Annotated in this window: 17 protein-coding genes; 8 read left to right on the top strand and 9 right to left on the bottom strand. The window is 65.2% G+C overall.

Annotation, left to right across the window (positions count from 1 at the left end):
* The first annotated feature begins 155 nt into the window (after window positions 1–155).
* The 8 genes from ACSHT2_RS31520 to ACSHT2_RS31485 all read left to right on the top strand — a co-directional run bounded on the left by ACSHT2_RS31520 (window position 156) and on the right by ACSHT2_RS31485 (window position 11080).
* The gene (locus tag ACSHT2_RS31520) at window positions 156–2444 is read left to right on the top strand and encodes a transglycosylase domain-containing protein (RefSeq protein WP_440638788.1); all 2289 of its coding nucleotides are present in this window, start codon (window positions 156–158) and stop codon (window positions 2442–2444) included.
* Between the two features lie 10 nt (window positions 2445–2454).
* On the top strand, window positions 2455–3033 hold the full coding sequence (locus ACSHT2_RS31515) for a DUF1214 domain-containing protein (protein WP_440638786.1): 579 nt from the start codon (window positions 2455–2457) through the stop codon (window positions 3031–3033).
* Window positions 3030–3614, top strand: a complete 585-nt coding sequence (locus ACSHT2_RS31510; protein ID WP_440638785.1) for a DUF1254 domain-containing protein — start codon at window positions 3030–3032, stop codon at window positions 3612–3614. The genes ACSHT2_RS31515 and ACSHT2_RS31510 overlap by 4 nt, the downstream gene beginning before the upstream one ends.
* A 445-nt stretch (window positions 3615–4059) precedes the next feature.
* Window positions 4060–4443 (top strand): DUF2946 family protein, encoded by a 384-nt coding sequence (locus ACSHT2_RS31505; protein ID WP_440638784.1) that lies wholly within the window; start codon window positions 4060–4062, stop codon window positions 4441–4443.
* 194 nt (window positions 4444–4637) lie between these two features.
* Complete coding sequence (locus ACSHT2_RS31500) at window positions 4638–6929, top strand: TonB-dependent receptor (protein ID WP_440638782.1); 2292 nt, start codon at window positions 4638–4640, stop codon at window positions 6927–6929.
* A 797-nt stretch (window positions 6930–7726) separates the two neighbouring features.
* Window positions 7727–9661 (top strand): TonB-dependent receptor, encoded by a 1935-nt coding sequence (locus ACSHT2_RS31495; protein WP_440638781.1) that lies wholly within the window; start codon window positions 7727–7729, stop codon window positions 9659–9661.
* Window positions 9658–10446, top strand: coding sequence for a DUF4198 domain-containing protein (locus ACSHT2_RS31490; protein WP_440638780.1), 789 nt, complete (start codon window positions 9658–9660; stop codon window positions 10444–10446). The genes ACSHT2_RS31495 and ACSHT2_RS31490 overlap by 4 nt, the downstream gene beginning before the upstream one ends.
* A gap of 226 nt (window positions 10447–10672) precedes the next feature.
* Window positions 10673–11080, top strand: coding sequence for a GFA family protein (locus ACSHT2_RS31485; RefSeq protein WP_440638779.1), 408 nt, complete (start codon window positions 10673–10675; stop codon window positions 11078–11080).
* Between the two features lie 68 nt (window positions 11081–11148).
* Here ACSHT2_RS31485 and ACSHT2_RS31480 read toward each other — a convergent pair whose 3' ends face one another.
* The 9 genes from ACSHT2_RS31480 to ACSHT2_RS31440 form a co-directional block, all read right to left on the bottom strand.
* Window positions 11149–11631, bottom strand: coding sequence for a hypothetical protein (locus ACSHT2_RS31480; protein ID WP_440638778.1), 483 nt, complete (start codon window positions 11629–11631; stop codon window positions 11149–11151).
* Window positions 11632–11822: 191 nt separating this feature from the next.
* On the bottom strand, window positions 11823–12305 hold the full coding sequence (locus ACSHT2_RS31475) for a DUF411 domain-containing protein (protein WP_440638777.1): 483 nt from the start codon (window positions 12303–12305) through the stop codon (window positions 11823–11825).
* Window positions 12306–12359: 54 nt separating this feature from the next.
* Window positions 12360–12971 (bottom strand): class I SAM-dependent methyltransferase, encoded by a 612-nt coding sequence (locus ACSHT2_RS31470; protein ID WP_440642971.1) that lies wholly within the window; start codon window positions 12969–12971, stop codon window positions 12360–12362.
* Window positions 12972–13082: 111 nt separating this feature from the next.
* A complete protein-coding gene (locus tag ACSHT2_RS31465) occupies window positions 13083–16274 on the bottom strand; it encodes an efflux RND transporter permease subunit (RefSeq protein ID WP_440638776.1) in 3192 nt (1063 codons plus the stop codon).
* Window positions 16271–17692, bottom strand: coding sequence for an efflux RND transporter periplasmic adaptor subunit (locus ACSHT2_RS31460; protein ID WP_440638775.1), 1422 nt, complete (start codon window positions 17690–17692; stop codon window positions 16271–16273). The genes ACSHT2_RS31465 and ACSHT2_RS31460 overlap by 4 nt, the downstream gene beginning before the upstream one ends.
* 83 nt (window positions 17693–17775) lie before the next feature.
* Entirely contained in the window at window positions 17776–18168 is a 393-nt protein-coding gene (locus ACSHT2_RS31455) for a FixH family protein (protein WP_440638774.1), read from the bottom strand.
* Between the two features lie 101 nt (window positions 18169–18269).
* Window positions 18270–18635, bottom strand: a complete 366-nt coding sequence (locus ACSHT2_RS31450; protein ID WP_440642970.1) for a hypothetical protein — start codon at window positions 18633–18635, stop codon at window positions 18270–18272.
* Between the two features lie 203 nt (window positions 18636–18838).
* Entirely contained in the window at window positions 18839–20026 is a 1188-nt protein-coding gene (locus ACSHT2_RS31445; RefSeq protein WP_440638772.1) for an MFS transporter, read from the bottom strand.
* On the bottom strand, window positions 20011–21375 hold the full coding sequence (locus tag ACSHT2_RS31440; protein WP_440638770.1) for an FAD-dependent oxidoreductase: 1365 nt from the start codon (window positions 21373–21375) through the stop codon (window positions 20011–20013). Before ACSHT2_RS31440 ends, ACSHT2_RS31445 begins: the two co-directional genes overlap by 16 nt.
* Between the last annotated feature and the right edge of the window lie 44 nt (window positions 21376–21419).

Here is a 21419-nt window from a genome sequence, read left to right as displayed (position 1 = left end):
GGTTTATGGGCCCCGCTCGGCTAGAAGGAACAGCAAGTCCCTCGGATGCTGGCCGGGCGCCTTGCTTGGGTTTGCCGCAACATTCCCTCAAGACGTCTCGATGCCGCCCCGGCCGGGTGCTTGAACGCTTTCGAAGCAAGCCTCAAGGGTTCTAGGTGCGCCAGATCATACCACCGCATTGGAAGCAGAGGGTCCGGAATTTCTTCCTCGACCTCGATGCGCGCATCGACTCCTCGCTGTTCTCCTCGGCCAAGGGCATCCGCGAGCTCTACGAGCGCTACTCGACCTTCATGGACCGGTTCTATGTCGGGCGCTGGAAGCGCTGGGTGTTCATCGAGCCGCTGTCGGAGGCCGCGACGCTCGGGCTCGGCGGCCTGGTCGTGATGCTCACCCTCGCCATCCCCGCCTTCCGCGAGACCGCGGACGAGGACTGGCTGAAGAAATCCGATCTCGCGGTGACCTTCCTCGACCGCTACGGCAATCCGATCGGCAGCCGCGGCATCAAGCACAACGACTCGATCCCGCTGGAGGATTTTCCGGATGTCCTGATCAAGGCGACGCTGGCGACCGAGGACCGCCGCTTCTACGAACATTTCGGCATCGACATCGCCGGCACCGCGCGCGCGCTCGTCACCAACGCCCAGGCCGGCGGCGTGCGCCAGGGCGGCTCCTCGATCACCCAGCAGCTCGCCAAGAATCTGTTTTTGAGCAACGAGCGCACCATCGAGCGCAAGGTCAACGAGGCCTTCCTCGCGATCTGGCTGGAATGGCGCCTGACCAAGAACGAGATCCTCAAGCTGTATCTCGACCGCGCCTATATGGGCGGCGGCACGTTCGGCGTCGACGGCGCCGCGCATTTCTACTTCAACAAGTCGGCGCGCGACGTGACGCTGGCGGAAGCTGCGATGCTCGCCGGCCTGTTCAAGGCACCGACGAAATACGCCCCCCACATCAACCTGCCCGCCGCGCGCGCCCGCGCCAACGTCGTGCTCGACAACCTCGTCGATGCCGGCTTCATGACCGAGGGTCAGGTGTTCGGCGCCCGCCGCAATCCGGCCTTCGCCGTCGACCGCCGCGACGAAGCTTCGCCGAACTATTATCTCGACTACGCTTTCGACGAGATGCGCAAGCTGGTCGACACGTTCCCGAAGTCCTATACCGAGCGCGTCTTCGTCGTGCGCCTCGCCATCGACGCCAACGTGCAGAAGGCCGCCGAAGACGCGGTCGAGAACCAGCTGCGCCAGTTCGGCCGCGACTATCACGCGACGCAGGCGGCGACCGTCGTCGCCGATCTCGACGGCGGCATCCGCGCCATGGTCGGCGGCCGCGACTATGGCGCCAGCCAGTTCAACCGCGCCACCGACGCCTATCGGCAGCCCGGCTCCTCGTTCAAGCCCTACGTCTACACCACGGCGCTACTGAACGGTTACACGCCGAACTCGATCGTGGTCGACGGCCCCGTCTGCATCGGCAATTGGTGCCCGCAGAATTATGGCCATTCCTATTCCGGCTCGGTGACGCTGACGCAGGCGATCACGCGCTCGATCAACGTCGTGCCGGTGAAGCTGTCGATCGAGATCGGCCGGCGGGATCAGCCGAAGGCGCCGAACCCGGCCAAGATCGGCCGCGCCAAGATCGTCGAGGTCGCGCGCCGCTTCGGTCTCAAGGCGCCGCTGCCCGATACGCCGTCGCTGCCGATCGGTTCGGACGAAGTCACCGTGCTCGAGCATGCCGTCGCCTACGCGACCTTCCCCAACCGCGGCAAGGCAGTGACGCCGCATGCGGTGCTCGAAGTGCGCACCGGCACCGGCGACCTCGTCTGGCGCTGGGACCGCGACGGCCCGAAGCCGCGGCAGGCGATCCCCGCTTCCGTTGCCGCCGACATGGCCGGCATGATGAGCCACGTCGTCAGCGAAGGCACCGCACGCCGCGCCGCGCTCGACGGCATTCCGACCGCGGGCAAGACGGGCACGACCAATGCGTATCGCGACGCCTGGTTCGTCGGCTACACCGGCAACTTCACCTGCGCGGTCTGGTACGGCAACGACGACTATTCGCCGACCAACCGCATGACCGGCGGCTCGCTGCCGGCGCAGACCTGGCACGACATCATGCTCGCGGCGCATCAGGGCGTCGAGGTCCGGGAGATCCCCGGCGTCGGCATGGGCCAGAAGCTGCCGCCGCAGCACATAAGCAACGCGCAGGCCAATGCGGCACCGAAAGTGCTGGAGACCAAGCCGGGGCCGCCGCCGGTGCTGACCAAGCGCGGCGCCGACGTCCTGGTGCGCGTCGAGAGGCTGCTCGATGATGCGGCCAAGACCGCGAATAAATCCGCGGCCGACGACAGCAAGTCGGCCAAGCCGTCCTCGGCGACGAGCGCGCTCGCCTTCCCGCAGAACTATGCGGAAGAGAACGTCAACCCGTCCGCCCCGCGCAAGAACTGATCGAAACCCCGTGCGGCTGATCCTGATCACATTGACGGCGCTGCTTCTCGCGACGGTGGTTGGCGTCGGCGCGACCTGGATGACGACGACGCGCGGCACCGAGATCGGTGCGCTGACCATCGGCGCCTGGACCGCGCGGCCGCGCACCGGCACTGCCGACGTCGATCCCTATTCGCGCGCCACCATCGTGCGCAACGGCGAGCTGCCGATCGGCACCGGCGACGGCGTCGCTTTCACCGCCACCACCGACGACAAGAAGAAGGCGCTCGACGGCCGCTGCGATGTCGTCATCTCCGGCGTGACGCCGCCTGCGCGATTCTGGACGCTGACGCTGTACGATCGCAAGGGCCATCTCGTCGCCAATTCGCTGCAGCGCTACGGCTTCACCAGCCAGGAGATCGTCCGGCAGTCCGACGGCTCGTTCGAGATCCGCATCGCCTCGCGCTCCCGTGCCGGCAACTGGCTGCCGACCGGCGGCATCGAGCGCTACGCCTTGATGCTGCGCCTCTACGACACCCCGGTCGGGGTCGCAATGCGCACCCAGCGCGATGCGCCGATGCCCAGCATCACGACGGCGGGCTGCTCATGATCCGGCTCATGTTCACGATCGTTGCCGGCGTGGTGCTGGGCCTCGTGGTCCATCTCGTCAGCGTGCTGGCGCTGCCGCGGATCGCGACGCAGGATGCCTATTCGCGGCTGACGCCGATGACGAAGGTGAACGCCGTCACCCAGCTTCCGCTCGCCGACCCCAACACTTCGCCGATGCCGTTCATGGATCCGGCCTTTGCGCTGGCGATCTGCCGCTACGATCTGTCGGGCGGACCCATCAAGCTGACGGTGCCCGTCAGCCAGGCCTACACCTCGGTGACGTTCTACACCCGCAACGAGATCGCCTATTACGCCATCAACGACCGCTCGGCCGGCAAGAAGGTGATCGAGCTCGACCTGATGACGGAAGCGCAGCACAGCGAGCTGCCCGAGGACGAAGAGGTCACCGCGGCCGACCGGCTGATCATCGATTCCCCGAGCACGACCGGACTGATCCTGATGAAGGCGCTCGCGCCCGAGCCCGGCCTGATGCCGCAGGCGCAAGGCTCGCTCGCGGCCGCGACCTGTGCGCCGCAGACCGAGCCGCCGGCCAAGGCCGAGGCGCCGCGCCGCCGGCGGTGAGCGCGGCCATAGCGGCAACGCAAAACGAAAACTGCGAAAACAACCCCATGCACAGTAGCCGGAGCATTGAAATCATTATGCTCTTCGGTCAGCGACGCCGAAGCTACCGGGCGACGCGTACGCTCCTTTGACTCGTCGGGCAAAACACCGGCATACTGGCATCATCGAAAGTTCGTCACACCCGCGCGGAGCAATCCGCCGCGGGTTTTTTCATGCTCGAGTGCCGGCGGACCCAGCGGCCGAAACTGCGATCTCGTACGTCGATCCAGCAAGCGTGCGAAAGCCGACCCGCATCCCGTCGTTTTCCCGCGACCACACAGCGGCAGGATATCACCGCCACTCGACGTGGTAGCCGAGCCACACAACGAGATGCTGGGCACGATCCGGCCTCTGCGCGTTTGACTCGGTCTTGCGCTGTGATACCTGTGCCGCAGGGGGCAGGTGAATGACAGGGTTCGCTCACAAGCGACGGATCGGCCGGGGCGCTGCTTTTGTTGCAGCCTATGCCCTGGTCTTGAATGTCATCCTGTCCAGCATGCTGGTCGCCAGCATCTCCCCTCTCGCCGATGCGGCGGCTCAAGAGCTCTGCATCAGCAGCGACAACGGAGATGCCGCTCGGACCGATGCGGACAAGCACGGCAAAAAGACGAACGTACACTGCCCGCTCTGCGTGGGACACCACGTGTCCGGCGCTCTGCCGCCGCCTCAACCCACGTTGACCGATCGCATCCCGCTCACGGCGAGTGCGGTCTACTCGTTTCGGCAGCGGATCGTCGCCTACGCGCGATCTTTCGACCATTTGTCGCGTGGACCACCCGCACTGACCTGATGTTGCCCCCAGGCCGGCGCGAACATTCGCGCTCCCGGCTCTGATCGCATGCCTGCCTCCAGCGGCGGGGCGTGCGCGCAGAGCTCGAGCGGGCTCGGCCATCGCTCATTTCCGACATCATCGGCAGGGCCGCCAGCGCGCGCCCCGCTTCCGTCATGCGCCAGCGTGATCGCTGGCCTCACATAGAAGCGCTCATGTCCAACACATCAACCAGCCTGCGCCGGTCCATCCTGGCCGCGACGACGGCGCTCATCTCACCTGCCCTGCTTTGTGCGACTTCGCTGCTTCCGCCTTTCGCCACAACGGCCTCCGCGCAATCGGCGGAGCGGCTGCCACCCGTGACGGTCAATTCTCCGCAACAACGCAAACGAAAGCCGCGAGGCGTCGTCACGGCCGCCCCGCCCGCGGCAGCACGGAGCGGAGACATCTCTGCGCCAGATCAGAGTCCGAGTTCAGTGCCCGCATCCGCCAGCCTGCCGCCAAAGGCGGGTTTCGATCGCGGCCTGTCGTCGAGCGACTCCGCCTCTCTCGTCACTGACCTGCCCGGCGGTGCGGCATGGGGTGCCGGCGGCGTCTCGAGCCTGCCCGCCATCAACGGATTTGGGGCCGACCGGCTGCAAGTCGCCGTCAACTCGATGCTGATCAGCCCCGCCTGTCCGAACGAGATGAATCCGCCCCTGTCGTTCGTCAATCCGGCGATGATTGCGAAGATGCGGGCCTATCTCGGCGTCGGACCTGTATCGGTCGGCGGCGACTACATCGGCAGCCGTATCGACGTCACCACTGCACCGCCGGCTTTCACGCCGGCACAGGCCGGCTGGGTGGCCAGCACCCGGCTTTCGAGCTTCTTCCGCAGCAACGGCAACGCCTATGGCGTCGATGCAACTGCAACCCTGGCCAACCACGACACGAGCGTCACCTACACGGGTGGCTGGGTCCGCTCGGGCAATTACAAGGCCGGCGACGGAACGACGGTCAAGTCAACGCTCTACGAGACGCAGAACCATGCCATCAGCATCTCGAAGCAGACGTTCGGCAATCTCTTTACCTTCCAGATTGGCGGCCAATTCATTCCGTACCAGGGCTATGTCAACCAGTACATGGACATGGTCTATAACCGCGGCCTGTATGCAAACGGCCGTTACGAAGGCGTGTTCGACTGGGGCAAGTTTGAAGCCAGCGCCTTCGTGCACCAGATCCGGCACACCATGGGATTCATCGCCCCCGACAAGATCGGCGACATGCCGATGGACACCAAGAGCCTCGACATCGGCTATGCGCTGAAGGCGACCGTTGCGCTCTCCGGCCATGACCTGCTGCGGGTCGGCAACGAATTGGCGCTGAACCGGCTCGACGACTGGTGGAATCCGGTGGCGGGATCGATGATGATGAGCCCGAACACGTTCATCAACATCAACGGCGGCACGCGCGACCGCGTCGGCGCGTTCGTCGAATGGGAACGCCATTGGGACCGGCAGTGGACCTCGATCGTCGGCCTGCGCAACGACGTGGTGTGGATGAACACCGGCAACGTGCAGGGCTACAATGCGATGAGCTACGGCGCGGATGCGGCTGCCTTCAACGCGCTCGACCGTGCCCGCACCGACGTTCATGTCGACGGCTCCGCCCTCCTCCGCTACGATCCGAACGACATGAGCCAGTACGAATTCGGCTTCGCCCGCAAGACGCGCTCGCCCAATCTCTACGAACGCTACGCCTGGTCCACCAATGCGATGGCGATGAAGATGATCGGCTGGTTCGGCGACGGCAACGGCTATGTCGGAAATCTGGACCTCAGGCCGGAGAAAGCTCACACCGTCAGCTTCACTGCGGGCTGGCACGATCCTGCGCAACGGGTCTGGGGCGTGAAGCTCACGCCCTATGCCAGCTATGTGCACGATTACATCGATGTCGATCGCTGCTCGACTGCGAGCTGCCTCGCGAGCAACCCCGCGAACCTGACGGCGAACACCGGCTTTGTGTACCTGCAGTTCGCCAATCACGACGCGACGCTCTATGGCATCAATGTCGAGGGGCGGCTGACCGTATGGGACAATCCAATCCATGGTCAGGGGCAGGTGCGCGGCCTGATCGGCTATGTTCGAGGTCAACGAACCGATGGCGTTGACCTCTATCACATGATGCCGATCAACGCGAAACTCGCGCTCGACCATCTCCTTGGCGGCTGGACCAACAGCATCGAACTGCAACTCGTCGGCTCGAAGGATCAGGTCAGCCAGGTTCACAACGAGCTCACGACACCGGCGTATGCGCTGCTCAATTTGCGTACGGGTTACCAGTGGCAGCACGTCCGGCTGGACCTCGGCATCGATAATCTGTTCAACCAGAACTACTACCTGCCATTGGGGGGCGCCGATCTGGTCGACTACAAGGTCGTCTCGATGATGGGGTCTTCGGCCGCTTACGGCTACAACGTGAAGGGACCCGGCCGCTCGTTCAACGCGCGGCTCAGCGTCAGCTTCTGACCGGACCAGATGCCACGCGACGATATATTCGCAATCGCCGCGTGGCGGACCGGGGCTCCCGAACGTCCGTTGCGCGAAGCCACCGTCCAGTCGCGGAAACCGCCCATGCGCTGTCACTGCCGCTGCCGACTGCGCCGACTGATCGGGAATCTGGAGCAACGCGGACTTCTGCAGAAAGCCCTGGGGACAAACGCCATGTGGTCGGCCATGAACCGGTCACGGTGTCACCGGTGGTTTCCAGGGGTGGACAGCGTCTTTCCACAGGCACCGCTATCGCGAGGTGCCGATGCGGCTGCGAACACCCGACGTCCAAACACGCAACACCCTGAATCCCGTCAGCTTTCCCACCGCACGCGTCCAAGCCCGCTGTGATTGGCCCGCAACTTGCTCATGCAAGTATGATGATCGACTCAAGTCGTCATACTAATGTATGACCACCTACACGAAACATCACATCGCCTGCCGGAGACCGTCGCACGGCGTCGATGTGATAGCGGGGGGCTAAGTTGCGTAGAATTTCCTGGCGCCTGGTTCTGGCCGGCATCGCGTTATCAGGCGCTTCGGCCTCAGACTCAGTTCACGCCCAGACGGCACCGGCGGGATCTGTGGCCGGGTCCTTGCCGCCGGTTACGGTCGCGGCGCCCGAGGCGGCCCCGAGACGCAGACGGCGTGCAGAGCCTCCGGCAAGGACAAGCGCCGCGCGCCGGGCGCAGCAGTCGCAGCCTTCATCGCAGCAGCAATCGAGCGCGGGCCTCTCCGCTGGCGCGACGCCGGGACGGGCCGACGTATCGAGCGCGGTGACCGCGCTGCCGGCGGCGGTGACGGTGATGGACGCACCGGCAATCAGCCGGCTGGCGGTTGCAACCTATGGCGACCTGTTCCGCTCGCTCCCCGGCTTCAATGTGTCCAACTATGGCCAGGGCGGGATCGGCTACGGGCTTTCGCTGCGAGGCTATACCGAATCCGAGCACGGCCGCGACATCGCCTATTATATCGACGGCGTTCCGCTCAACGAGGTCTCCTCGCTGCACACGCCGAACTATGCCGACCTCAACGTGCTGTTTCCGGAAACCGTCAAGAGCATCGAGATCGTGCGCGGGCCGTTTTCCGTCGAGTACGGCGACTCCAATATGGGCGGCTCGGTCAGCATCACGACCAAGCAGGCCGAACCCTTTGCCGGCGTCGGCGTCTCCGGAGGCACGCAAGGCACGGCGCGGGGCGTTGCGACCTACAGCACGACCCAGGGCGCGTGGCTGCCCTATCTGGCGTTCGAAGGGTATCACACCGACGGCTATCGCGATAACAGCTTCATCAATCGCTACAACTCGTTCAACAAGGTCACGACGACGCTTCCGGACGGCGCCACCGTGTCGTTCCGTGCACAGGCCTACGGCACCGAATACGGCTCGCCCGGCTATGCCAGTCGCGACGCCATTGCCGCCGGAACGGTCTCCGAACGCACGGCGACCAATCCGACCGACGGCGGCAACAAGCAGCTCGAAAACCTCGTCACCAATTACAGCTCCGGCGCACAGGACCAGGAGCTGAAAGGCACCCTGTTCGTCAGCCACCAGTTCTCGAACCGGTTCGCGGATTTCGGCGGCGGCCAGCGCGTGCAGCACGAGGACCGCACGATGGTTGGCGGCCGCGTCAGCAAGGTCTGGAGCGGGGCCATCGGCGACGACATCCCCGTGCAGGTCCTGCTCGGGAGCAACTGGCGCACCGATTTCATCGAGGCGTTCCAGGCGCCGACCATCGCACGCGCGGTCTCCGGCCCGGCCGCAGTCAATGTCGGATTGACCGAGACGAACATCGCCGGCTTCGGTCAGGTCCAGGTCAAGCCGCTGCCATGGCTCAAGTTCACGGCCGGCGGGCGTTACGACCAGTTCTACTACGACATCAACGACCGCATCACGCCCGGCGGCACGCCGAACATTTCGAACGGCATCGCAAGCCCAAAGGCCGGCGTCGCCATCACGCCATTCAAATGGCTGGAGCTGTTCGCCAATTACGGCGAGGGTTTCCGCAGCATCGACGTGCCCGCGGAGCTGATCGGCAATCCCGGCATTCAGCCATTCAAGATCGTCAGCCGCGAGGGCGGCGTCCAGTTGACGTTCGATCGCTTCAGACTGCTCGCGAGCTATTGGACGACGGACTCGGCCAACGAAGCGTTTCAGGCGGCGCCCGGTCTGCCCGTGACGTTCCTGGGTAAAGCCCAGCGCAACGGATACGACGTCGATGCCCGCTGGTTCGCGATCAAGGATCCCGTCGACAACGTCTCGCTATTCGCCAACTATGGCGGCGTCTCGGCTTACCTCATCGACGCGGCGCCCTCCTACTTCGTCCCGAACGTGCCGAGCTACGTCGCCAATGTCGGCGTTGACTTCAACGTCGCGACGGTTAATGCGCAAGTCCTGTCCGGTTCGGCCTATGTGACCTTCGTCGGCAGGAAGAACCTGACGCAGGACGGCCTCATCACGACCTCGCCCTACTCCCGCGTGACCGGCAAGCTCGCCTATTCCTGGCCCGAGGGGTGGACCGCGTTCACGCAGGCGACCTGGTATCCCGGTGATCGCCTCAGCGAAATCGCCATCAATTTCGGCGATCCCGTCGGCGCAAAAACGTCCGACATTTTCGTCAGCGCGCAGCCGACAATCGCCGTGCTCGCGGGCGTTTCGTATCGTTTTCCGACCGTGATGGCCGCGATAACTCCAAAGCTGGTGACCAAATGAACCGTATCTTCCCTCGTCTCGCCCACACGCTGCTCGCGACCGGACTCGTTCTCGGTCCGATAGCCTCCGCTTCCGCGCATGATGTCTGGCTCACGTTCTCAGGGCCGGTCACCGCACGCCGCGCCATCGTCAACTACGGTCATCCGGACGACCGGCCGCCGGCTTTCGCGGACAAGGTCGTCGACCTCTTCATGGTGACGCCGAAAGGCCGCAGCTCGCTGCTCGACGGACTTGCGGGCGCATCGGACAACGGCATCCAGATCGCACGAACAAAACCGTTCGACGATGCCGGGCATACGCTGCTCGCGGCGCGTTACGACAACGGATTCTGGGTCAAGACGACAGACGGCCTCTATCGCAACGCCACCCGGCGGCTGGTGCCTGACGCCACCGAAAGCTTCTGGTCCGGAAAGTTCGCAAAGGCGATCACAGGGGCTGACTCACCGTGGCAGGAGGTGCTCGGACACGACCTCGAGCTCGTGCCGCTCACCGATCCAGCCAAGGCGAGGCCAGGCGAGACGCTCAAGGTCAAGGTGCTGTTTCGCGGCAAGCCTCTCACTGAGGCGGAGGTCGAACGTGGCGACGGCAAAACGGTCGTTGCGGAGAACGACGTTCCGAAATTCAGGACGGACGCCGAAGGCGTGGCGACCGTTCCCATCGCCAAGCCGGGTCCCCATCTGCTGGTGATCGATCATCGTGCGGCGCCGTCCATCACGCCGGATCAGGCGACAGCCGACCTCTACAATGCGACGCTGTGGTTCAACGTGGCGGCCAGGCAGCGCTAGCGCGGTCCTCGTCCTCGACCTGGTCGTGACGGCTGACGATCCTCGGAAGCGCGGCGTCGGCGCTCTCGCGCGGAACCGGCCGTGCCCATTCTCCGGAACCGATCTCGCCCAACGCACGATGGCAGCAGCTGTCACGCGACAGTAGGACGCAACTTCAAGTCGCTTGCGCTGTTGAAGCCGCCCGGCGCGATGGCTATCGATTCAAAAAACTCGATCGGAGGAACGCATGAGCACTATCACCGGCGGCTGTCACTGCGGCGCAATCCGTTATGAGGTCGAGGGCGACGCGATCGTGCATGCGCTGTGCCACTGCCGAGATTGCAGACTTCACGCCGGCGCGCCGGTCGTCGGCTGGACGATGTACGCGGACGATGCCGTCAAGGTGACCAAGGGCGAGCCGAAGGTGTACCACTCCTCGGAACATGGCCGGAGGCACTTCTGCGGCGACTGCGGCACCGGTCTGTTCTATTTCAATGCCAGCATGTTGCCCGGAATCATCGACATCCAGAGCGCGACTTACGACGATCCCGAGGCCGTGCCGGCGACGATGCAGATCCAGGTCGCTGAGCGTCTTCGCTGGATGGAGCATGCGCACGAGCTGCCGGCGTTCGACCGCTATCCTCCACAGCCGTAGCGGCGGCAGATGACACCGGCTCTCTTGGCGTCATCCGGGGATTGGCGACGCTCGGCTCGTGCGCCGGCTCATTGATGGTGGCGGTGGCGCTGCGTAGCACCGTCGGACGTGTACCCGCGCAGCTCGGCGTATCTTGCCAATTGTGCCTGGTCGAGAACCGCCGCGGCGCGCAGGTGATATTTGAGATGGGCCTGCCGCAGTTCGCCCTGCGTCCTGGCGATCGCCGCGGTGGCAGATTCCAGACTCTCGACCGTGATCGTACGGCTGGCGAACTGCCGATCCAGATCCGCCTCCTTCTCGATCAATCTGCCGCCGATGGGAGTGGTCTCGGCCTTCATCTCGGAGAACATCTCCTCGACCTTGCTCCGTTGCTCCGGGTTCAATTCCAGTCGGGCCGCGAGTGCGAGCCCCATGCCGCGTCCCGCCTGCAGATCGCCAATTTGCTGGTCCGAGAGCGCCTTGATGTGGCGGGACTTCATACCGGCATACGGTGTCTGCGCCCAAGCGGCAGCCGGCGCGAGCAAGGCGATGATCAAAACGACGATCTTCATGACTTTCCACCCCTGTTGCAGGACATCAACCAATCATGACTCGGCGATGGCGTAAACGGCCGCATCGTCTTCGAAGCCCCCACGGCCGTCGGTATCGAAGCCCGGCCGGTGATCTACGCGGGACCTTCGGCGGGCTGCGATCTCGGTTTCCATGACGCCGGAGGCCGGGAGCGCTCGTTCGTCAAGGGACCTCAACCGATCGCCTGCGAGCCGATGAAGCGCATGAATGCCCTTTGACCACCGGCACCGAACAGCACGACCGTGTAAGGCTGCGGCGTGCCGCCTTCCATCCCGGGCGATCCGACCGGCATGCCCGGCACGGCGAGCCCCTTCGCAATGGGACGCTCCGAGAGGAGGCGCCGCACGGCTGCGGCCGGCACGTGCCCCTCGACGAGATAACCCGCGACCTCTGCCGTGTGACACGCGACCAGGTCCGAGGGAATGCCGAGACGACTCCGAACCGCGTCGAGATCGGCAGTCTCCTCCACCTGGACGGTAAATCCCGCGTCCCGGAGATGTTTCACCCAGCCGGCGCAGCAGCCGCAGCTCGGATCCTTATGCACCGTGACGGTGGTTTCTTCGGCCTGCGCCGCCACCGCAGGCCCGGCAAGAACTGCCGCCGCCATCAGCCCTACAAGCGACCGACGGGTCATCACATGTGCGCGTTCCTTCATCTTCGGCTTCCTTTCGCTTCATCGTTGGATCTCAAGGTCGGAGCGTCGCAGGCATCAACGAGGGCTCGCCTGGCCCTCGTACATAAACGTCATGGGCTTCAGCCCGTTCATATATCCGGTGCGCATCTCGTCGATGCGAAAGCCGTTCCGGGTCAAGACGTCGGCAATGTCCCGATTGAGATGACAACCGCCCGAGATGCGCGTCCACGCGGGGGTCAGGCGATCTTGCCACCAGCGCACGCCCGGTTCGGGCGCGCGGCCATGCTCGACGAAGACCAGCTTCCCTCCCGGTTTCAGCACGCGCCGCGCCTCTGTCATCGCGCGATCGACGTCCGGAATGCTGCACATGGTCCACGTCGTCAGGACCGTGTCGATGCTGCGGTCCTCGATCGGAATCGCCTCGGCCGAAGCTTCAACGAGATCGACTGGAGTTTCCGGATGTGGCGCGTGCCGCGCCATCTCGAGAAGCTTTGGAGCGGGTTCGAGCCCCACAAGCTGCGTCACCGTAGGCCCGTAGAACGGCAGGTTGCGGCCGGAGCCGACGCCGATCTCGAGGACCCGGCCCTGAGCCGCACGGGTCGCGCGTTGCCGGTAGGGCGCAAGTTCCTTGTTGCGCATCGCAAGGTCGCAAAGCCGCGGAAGAATGACGTCGTTGTAGAAGCCCATGCGCGCATCTCCTGGCATCGCCGCCCCCAATACTAGAACGATGACGATCAATGCGGTGATCAATTCCATCGTCCCAACGTTCCCGCCACGATGTCGTTATCATGGCTCACCTCATTCGGCAGACTCCAGCACCCGCAATCTCGCACCGATCGGCTTTGACATTTCGGTCGGTTGTCCCTTGTCCTCGGCCTCAGGAGGCAGGTGGAAGCCCTTGACCAGCCCGAAGAGCGCCGGGATCACGATCAACGTCAGCAGCGTCGACGACGTCATCCCGCCGATCATCGGCACCGCGATGCGCTGCATGATCTCCGAGCCTGTGCCTGTGCTCCACATGATCGGCAGCAGGCCCGCCATGATGGCGACCACCGTCATCATCTTGGGACGGACGCGCTCGACGGCGCCCTCCATGATGGCCTCGTGGAGATCCCGCCGGGTGAAGACCCTGCCCTCGGCGCTGCGCTTCGCCTTCAGCCCGGCCAGCGCGTGCTCGAGGTAGATCAGCATCACCACGCCGGTCTCGGCGGCGACACCGGCGAGCGCGATGAAGCCGACCGCGACGGCGACCGACAGGTTGAAGCCGAGCCACCACATCATCCAGATGCCGCCGACCAGCGCGAAGGGCAGCGACAGCATGACGATGAGCGTCTCGGCCATGGCCCTGAAGTTCAGGTACAGCAGCAGGAAGATGATCGTGAGCGTCACCGGTACCACGATCTTCAGGCGGGCGGCGGCGCGTTGCAAATATTCGTACTGACCGCTCCAGACGACATAGTATCCTGGCGGAAACTGGATGCTGTCCGTCACCGCGCGTTGCGCGTCGGCGACGTAGCTGCCGATGTCGCGATCGCGGATGTCGACGTAGACGTAGGTCGCGAGCTGGCCGTTCTCGGTCCGGATCGAGGTCGGCCCCCGCGCCGGCTCGACCTTCGCGACCTCACCGAGCGGCACCGCGCCGCCCGCCGGCATCGGCACCAGGATATCGCTGGCGATGGCCTTCGGGTTGTCGCGCAGATCGCGCGGATAGCGCATGTTCACCGTGAACCGCTGCCGGCCTTCAACCGTCGTCGTGACCGTCTGACCGCCGAGAGCGGCCGCGATGGTGTCCTGAACGTCCTGGATCAGGATGCCATAGCGGGCAAGCGCCTCGCGGTCCGGGACGATCTCGAGATAGTACCCGCCGATGCCGCGCTCGGCGTAAGCCGAGGACGTGCCCGGGACGGCCTTGATCACCCGTTCGACCTGCTTCGCCAGCCGGTCGATCTCGACGAGGTCGGTGCCCATCACCTTGACGCCGACTGGCGTGCGGATGCCGGTGGACAGCATGTCGATACGGGCCTTGATCGGCATGGTCCAGGCGTTGGAGACGCCCGGAAACTGCAGCGCCTTGTCCATCTCCGCGACCAGGCTGTCGATCGTGACGCCGGGACGCCATTGCTCCTTCGGCTTCAGGTTGACGATGGTCTCGAACATCTCGGTCGGCGCCGGATCGGTCGCGGTCGCCGCCCGTCCCGCCTTGCCGTAGACGGACGCGACCTCCGGGAACGACTTGATGATGCGGTCCTGCGTCTGCATCAGTTCGGCCGCCTTGGTGACCGAGATGCCGGGTAGCGTCGTCGGCATGTAGAGCAGCGTGCCCTCGTTCAGCGTCGGCATGAACTCGGTGCCGAGCTGCCGGGCCGGCCAGATCGTGACGGCGAGCACGACGAGCGAGGCCAGGATCACTAGCGTCTTGGCACGCAGCACGCCCTTGATGACCGGCCGGTAGATCCAGATCAGGAAGCGGTTGATGAAATTCCTGTGCTCCGGCACGATCCTGCCGCGGACGAAGATCACCATCAGCGCCGGCACCAGGGTGACGGACAGCAGGGCCGCAGCAGCCATCGCGAAGGTCTTCGTGAACGCCAGCGGGCTGAACAGCCGCCCCTCCTGCGATTCCAGCGTGAAGATCGGCATGAACGACACGGTGATGATCAGCAGGCTGAAGAACAGCGCAGGACCGACCTCGGACGCCGCGTCCATCAGGATCTGGACGCGCGACTGACCGGGCTCGGCGCGCTCGAGGTGCTTGTGGGCGTTCTCGATCATGACGATCGCGGCATCCACCATGGCGCCGATCGCGATCGCGATGCCCCCCAGGCTCATGATGTTCGATCCCAGGCCCAGCAGCTTCATGGCGCCGAACGCCATCAGCACGCCGACCGGCAGCATCAGGATCGCGACCAGCGCGCTGCGGACATGAAGCAGGAACACAACGCAGACGAGCGCGACGACGATGCTCTCCTCGACCAGCGTGTGCTTGAGCGTATCGATGGCCGCGTAGATCAGGTTGGAGCGATCGTAGACCGGGACGATCTCGATCGACTTCGGCAGGCTGCTCGCGATCTCCTCGAAGCGCTTCTTGACATTCTCGATCACGTCGAGGGCGTTGACGCCGAAGCGCTGCAGCACGATGCCGCTTGCGACCTCGCCCTCGCCGTTCAGCTCGGCGATGCCGCGCCGCTCGTCCGGTCCGAGCTCGACATTGGCGACGTCCCGAAGCAGCACCGGCGTGCCATTGCTCGTCTTCAGGACGATGTTGCCGAGATCGTTGATGCTCTTGACGTAGCCCTTGCCGCGAATGACGTATTCGAACTCCGACAGCTCGACCGTGCGCCCGCCGACATCGGCGTTGCTGGCGCGGATCGCCTCCCGGATCTTCTGCATGCTGATGCCGCGATCGCGCATCCGCTGCGGATCGAGCACCACGTTGTATTGCTTGACGAAGCCGCCGATGCTGGCGACCTCGGCGACGCCTTCGGCCTTGGCCAGCGCGAACTTCAGATTCCAGTCCTGGATCGTACGCGTGTCGGCGAGGTTCAACTCCCTCGACATCACGGCGTATTGGTAGACCCAGCCGACGCCGGTCGCGTCGGGCCCGATGGTCGGGGTGACGCCGGCGGGAAGCCTGGACGACGCGCCGTTCAGGAACTCCATGACGCGCGAGCGTGCCCAGTAGATATCGGTGCCGTCCTCGAAGATCACGTAGACGAACGACACGCCGAAGAAGGAGAAGCCGCGCACCACCTTCGATTTCGGCACGGTCAGCATCGCCGTCGTCAGGGGATAGGTGACCTGGTCCTCGATCACCTGCGGCGCCTGTCCGGGATATTCGGTGTAGACGATGACCTGCGTGTCCGAGAGGTCGGGGATCGCATCCAGGGGCAGGTGAAGCAGCGCGTAGAAGCCGGCGGCGGCCGCAAAGCCGGTGCCGAACAGCACCAGCAGCAGGTTGCGCGCCGACCAGGCGATGATGCGGGCGATCATTTGTGCTCTCCCATCGCATGGCCCGCGTCGGAGGCTTGAGGAGCAGCCTCGGCAAAGCCTTTGAGCGCGGCCTTCAGATTGCTCTCCGCATCGATCAGGAAGTTGGCCGAAGTGACCACCGCCTCGCCGTCCGCAAGACCGTCCCGCACCTCGATGTAGCCGCCGCCGCGCCGGCCAAGCTTCACTTCCCGCGGCTCGAAACGCCCGTCCCCCTTGTCGACGAGAACGGCCTGGCGCGTGCCGGTGTCGAGCACCGAGCTATCCTGGATCGCCAGGACGGGCGCGCCATCTGCCGTGTCGATGTCGGCATCGACATACATGTCCGGCAGCAGCACCGCGTCGGGATTGGCGAGCTCGATCCGGACGCGAACCGTCCGGGTCTCGCGGTTCACCTGCGGATAGATCACGGCGATCTTTCCGGTGAACGCCCGGCCGGGAAAGCTTCGCGCGCGCACCGCAACGGACTGCCCGACCGCGATATTGCCGAGATCGCGCTCGGCGACGTCGACAAGCGCCCAGACCAGCGAGATGTCCGCGATGCGGAACAACACGTCGCCTGGATTGGCACGCATGCCTTCGATCGCGTTGCGCTCGAGAATGACCCCGTCGCGCGGCGCCGACCAGTGGATGGTGACGGGCGCGACGCGCGTTCTCTCCATCCCGACGATGACCTGATCGGGAACGTCGAGATTGACCAGCCGTTGCCGCGAGCCGCGGCCGTAGACCTCGATCCCGCCAATTGTTTTGGAATTGATCGTCGAGAGATATTCGGCGGCGGCAGAGGCGACCGCAGAACTGTAGATTTCCATCAAGGGCTGGCCCGCCTTCACGCGGGTGCCGGTGGTGACGTCCGCGACCTTCTGCACGAAGCTTTCGGCGCGCATCGCGATCACCGACACGCGGCGCTCGTCCAGCTGGATCGTGCCGGGCGCCTTCACCAGAACCCGGATCGACCGCCGCGCCACCGGCTCGGACTTCACGCCGCTGCGCTGGATCTTGCCGGGTGACAGCTTCACCGTTCCATCGTCGACATCGTCGCCTTCGTAAACGGGGACATAGTTCATCCCCATCGGGTCCTTCTTCGGCACCGGCGAGGTGTCGGGCAGCCCCATGGGATTGCGGTAGTAGAGGATCTTGCGCGACCCCGCCTGCTGCTGCGGCTTCGGCTCCGCCGGGGCGGCCTGATCGTCGTCGTAGACCGGCAGATAGTCCCGCCCCCGCTCGTCCTTCCTTGGCCCGGCCGACCAAAGCGGTGCACCGCTCGGATCGCGGTAGTAGAGCGCAGTTCGGGCGCCGCCTGCTGTGGCCGAGGCGACCTCGGCATGGACGGACCAGCGTCCGTCGTTCATGAACCAGGACGCGCCCAGGGCCAGGCTGCTGGAGAGCGCGAGTGCGGTGAGAAGACCTTGCGTGTTCATCGCCAGATAACCGCGCGCCCAGGGCGCGCGTCCATGTGAGTGGGAAAGAGAAGTTCGGGCGCCGTCCGGCGGCGCCCGAAGGCTCACTTCGTCGCCTTGACGATGACCTTGCCGGTGACCGTGTCAGGCTCGCCCTGCACCTTCGCCGCGAGCGTGACCTGGTAGCGGCCGGCCATCGGCAGGTCCGTCTTGAAGGCGTAGACGCCTGGCTCCCTGGACGGCAGCGGTGCGACGGCCGACTCCATCTCGGCCATGCCGTCCGGCGCCATGTCCACGCGCGTCCTGAAGATGACGGCATCCGCAACCGGCTTGCCGGTCTGCCTGTTGGTCAGGCGAATGGCGAGCGTGACGTCGTCGCCCTTCTTCATCTCGGGATTGACCGGCTCGAAAGCGTAATCGCCTGCGCCCGCCATCGCGACCGAAGCGGCGAGCGAAAGGGTGGCGGCAACAGCCGCGGTGCTGAACCTGGAAAGCATTGTCTTGTCCTCATGAATTGATCTCGACCGTGACGCATGAAGCGAGCACGTCAGTCATCGTCGCGCGCAGGCGTGCTGCACGCGTCGTTGGCTTGGCGAGATCAGATTCGAGGAGGCCGGAAGGGAGGGCTGCCGCCGAGCAAGGAGACGACCTGGTCGGCGGGAATGGCGGTTTTCCCCGCCGCTACGGCAAGAAATTCGAAGGCCAGCGGACGGATGTCTGCAAGCGCGACGGTGCCGCCGACGCAGCAGAAGCCCATCCCGCATTTGTACGCGCCGGTGTCGGAGCCCGTTCCCTTCATGTCGGGACAACAATCGTCCATCGACATATCGCCGTCGCCGCTCATGACCATGGCCGGCTGCATGTCGTGCGACGACATGGCGAGGCCAGAAGCGGACGCGCCAGCCGGCAGCATCGCCAAGGATATGGCGATGGCGAATGCCAGGATGGTACGGACGATCCGCATCAAATCTGCTTTTACTGTTGGGACACTTTCTGGAACCGCAGCATTTGTAACATATCCTGCGGTCGAAAGCATTCTTTGATCCGGGTCAAGCATTCGTGACCGGGGCTCCGATCACCCCGAGCGGACGCGTTGCAATCCCGGCCGCGAGCAGGTCCCCGCCTCAACCGCCGACAGGCCGAAGCCGACCGTTGGATGCAAGGGATTCACGTCGTCCGATCTGCACGAAGCAGCAGCAGCGCGACGAAGGCGGAGACCGAGGCCAGTGCGCTGATCCAGAGTGCGCTGCTGCCGAAATGCTCCACCATCAGTCCCAGCGCAAGCGGCGCGAAGGCGCCTGTTGCCCGCGAAGGCAGCGAGATCACACCGACACGCCTGCCGAACCCCACCGGCCCGAACAGCGCCAATGGCAGCGTACCACGGGCAATGGTGATGATGCCGTTACCAGCGCCATATAGCACCGTGAAGGCCGGCGCGAGCCAAGGGCCGCCCGCGACCAGTGCAAGCACGCCGATCGGATTCATGAGCATGGCAAGCCTTGCCGAGAGCAGCGGATGAAACCGGCTGAGCCATCCTGCCTCCAGAAGGCGGGCGCCGACTTGCGCAGGCCCGACCAATGCTCCTGCGAACAGGGCCTGTGCCGGCGTGGCGCCGAACGCAACCAGCATGGTCGGCAGAATGGCCGAGACTCCGGAGCTGACGAAGCTTGCCGCCGCAAAGATGTACGCCAGCAGCATCATTGCGAAGGTCTCGCTCTGGCCGCCGGATTGTTGGGTCGCGCCGGTGCCCGGCCGGGAGTCCTGGTCCAATGGAGCGGCACGGGGCAGAGAAAGGTTGAGCGGCAATGCAACGCCGATATGGATCGCCGCCCAAACCTGGCAGGCAACGCGCCAGCCGTACTCCGAAGCGAGCCACGTCGTGAGAGGCCAGCCGAGGGTGCTGGCGAAGCCGGCGATCAGGGTGATGCCGGTGATCGTTCCTCGCGCATTGGCGCCGTAGATGCGCGCAAGCGTCGCGAACGCCGCTTCATAGATGCCCATGCCCATGCCGATCCCGAGCAGGATCCAGGCCGTGATCAGCAGCGCCACACCATGGGACACGGACAGCAGGAGCAGGCCCGCCGCGAAGACGAGGTTCGAGACGGCAAGCAGGCTGCGCCCTCCGAACGTGTCGATGGCATGCCCGACTCTCGGGCCGAGCAGGCCGGAGATGACGAGCGCTCCCGACAGCGCGCCGAACAGGTAAGTCGGCGCAAGACCGAGATCGTGCGCAATCGGCGCAGCCAGGATCGCCGGGAGATAGTAACTCGACGCCCAGGCAATGGTCTGGGCGCTGCCGAGCGCGACGACGACAGCGAGCGGGCTCGCAGTGCCTCCCGTCATGAGCAACCGCATCCCGCGCCGCCTGCCTTCCTGGCCGATTCATCGGCCGCACAGCAGGCTGAGGGCTCGGCCTTGGCCGGGCCGCCGCAGCATCCCGCTGCGCCGGCGGACTCGACGCCACCACGTGTGCAGACGCCGGTCTCGGGCAGCACGAGCTCGACCCGTGCGGCAGCCTCCTTGTCGCCCGCGATGTCGGCGACGATCGACCGGACCTGCTCGTATCCGGTCGTCATCAGGAAAGTCGGCGCCCGGCCGTAGGATTTCATGCCGGCGAGATAGAAGCCCGGCTCGTCATGCGCGAGCTCGCGAGCGCCGTGAGGCCGCACCGTTCCGCAGCTATGCTCGTTGGGATCGATGAGCGGCGCGAGCGCGACGGGCGCCTCGATCGCCGGGTCGAGCCGAATCCGCAGCTCGGACAGAAACGAGAGATCGGGACGGAAGCCGGTCGACACCACCAGCTCATCTGCAACCACACTCCGCGCGCCGCAGCAGGCACCTGCCGAAATCCTGAGACGTCCTTCGGCCTCCGAAAGATGGGTGACACCGAAGTTGGCCTCGACTCGAATCCTTCCGGCAGCCACGAGCGCCGCGAAGCTGGATCCCAGCTCGCCGCGCGCGGCAAGCTTGTCGTTGCTGCCGCCGCCGAAGGCCTTTGCAGGATCGTCGCCGCGCAGCAGCCAAACGGGCTGCGTGCCGGGCACTTCCTCGGCGAGCCGCGCGAGGTCGATCAGCGTGCCCAGCGCGGAATGGCCGGCACCGAGCACGGCCACGGTCTTGCCGGCATATCTGCCGCGATCTGTGCCCCGCACATCCGGCATGCCATAGGCGATGCGATCCGTGCGCTCGCGTTCGCCGATCGCAGGCAGACCGTTGCTGCCCGCCGGATTGGGCGAGAACCACGTGCCCGACACGTCGATGACGGCGTCGGCGCGCAGCACCTCGGGGCCCTTGCCGTTCTGATAGCGGAGTTCGAAAGGCGCCTGCTCGCGGCCCCTGGTCTTCGCCTTGTCGAAGCCGACGCGGCTGATGGCCGTGACGCGGCTCGACGTCCGGATCGTCTCGCGCAGCGGCGTTCGCGTTGCGAGCGGCGCGAGGTAGCGCTCGATCAGCTCGCCGCCGGTCGGATAGGATTGAGGATCGGGCGAATTCCAGCCGGTCGGCGCGAGCAGGCGCGCCGCCGCCTTGTCGACATTGAATTCCCATGGCGAGAAGAGTTGGACGTGCTGCCACTGCCGCACCGCATGCGCGGCCTCGGGTCCGGCTTCGAGCACCACGGGGGACATGTCGCGTTCGAGCACATGCGCGGCGGCTGCGAGGCCGACCGGCCCCGCCCCGATGATCGCTACCGTCTTCTTCTCCATTGCGAACACTCCATTCTTCTAGAATTATGGAATAAATAGCCAAA

The sequence above is a fragment of the Bradyrhizobium sp. PUT101 genome, from assembly GCF_052043945.1.
Classification (GTDB): Bacteria; Pseudomonadota; Alphaproteobacteria; order Rhizobiales; family Xanthobacteraceae; genus Bradyrhizobium.
This window is presented reverse-complemented; position numbering and strand designations above follow the sequence as displayed.

What these genes read in the sequence shown, in the direction of transcription:
- ACSHT2_RS31510 (WP_440638785.1), top strand. Translation starts at nt 3,030, where the DNA reads ATGATCCGGCTCATGTTCACGATCGTTGCCGGCGTGGTGCTGGGCCTC.
- ACSHT2_RS31505 (WP_440638784.1), top strand. Translation starts at nt 4,060, where the DNA reads ATGACAGGGTTCGCTCACAAGCGACGGATCGGCCGGGGCGCTGCTTTT.
- ACSHT2_RS31500 (WP_440638782.1), top strand. Translation starts at nt 4,638, where the DNA reads ATGTCCAACACATCAACCAGCCTGCGCCGGTCCATCCTGGCCGCGACG.
- ACSHT2_RS31490 (WP_440638780.1), top strand. Translation starts at nt 9,658, where the DNA reads ATGAACCGTATCTTCCCTCGTCTCGCCCACACGCTGCTCGCGACCGGA.
- ACSHT2_RS31485 (WP_440638779.1), top strand. Translation starts at nt 10,673, where the DNA reads ATGAGCACTATCACCGGCGGCTGTCACTGCGGCGCAATCCGTTATGAG.
- ACSHT2_RS31480 (WP_440638778.1), bottom strand. Translation starts at nt 11,631, where the DNA reads ATGAAGATCGTCGTTTTGATCATCGCCTTGCTCGCGCCGGCTGCCGCT.
- ACSHT2_RS31475 (WP_440638777.1), bottom strand. Translation starts at nt 12,305, where the DNA reads ATGAAGGAACGCGCACATGTGATGACCCGTCGGTCGCTTGTAGGGCTG.
- ACSHT2_RS31470 (WP_440642971.1), bottom strand. Translation starts at nt 12,971, where the DNA reads ATGGGCTTCTACAACGACGTCATTCTTCCGCGGCTTTGCGACCTTGCG.
- ACSHT2_RS31465 (WP_440638776.1), bottom strand. Translation starts at nt 16,274, where the DNA reads ATGATCGCCCGCATCATCGCCTGGTCGGCGCGCAACCTGCTGCTGGTG.
- ACSHT2_RS31460 (WP_440638775.1), bottom strand. Translation starts at nt 17,692, where the DNA reads ATGAACACGCAAGGTCTTCTCACCGCACTCGCGCTCTCCAGCAGCCTG.
- ACSHT2_RS31455 (WP_440638774.1), bottom strand. Translation starts at nt 18,168, where the DNA reads ATGCTTTCCAGGTTCAGCACCGCGGCTGTTGCCGCCACCCTTTCGCTC.
- ACSHT2_RS31450 (WP_440642970.1), bottom strand. Translation starts at nt 18,635, where the DNA reads ATGCGGATCGTCCGTACCATCCTGGCATTCGCCATCGCCATATCCTTG.
- ACSHT2_RS31445 (WP_440638772.1), bottom strand. Translation starts at nt 20,026, where the DNA reads ATGCGGTTGCTCATGACGGGAGGCACTGCGAGCCCGCTCGCTGTCGTC.
- ACSHT2_RS31440 (WP_440638770.1), bottom strand. Translation starts at nt 21,375, where the DNA reads ATGGAGAAGAAGACGGTAGCGATCATCGGGGCGGGGCCGGTCGGCCTC.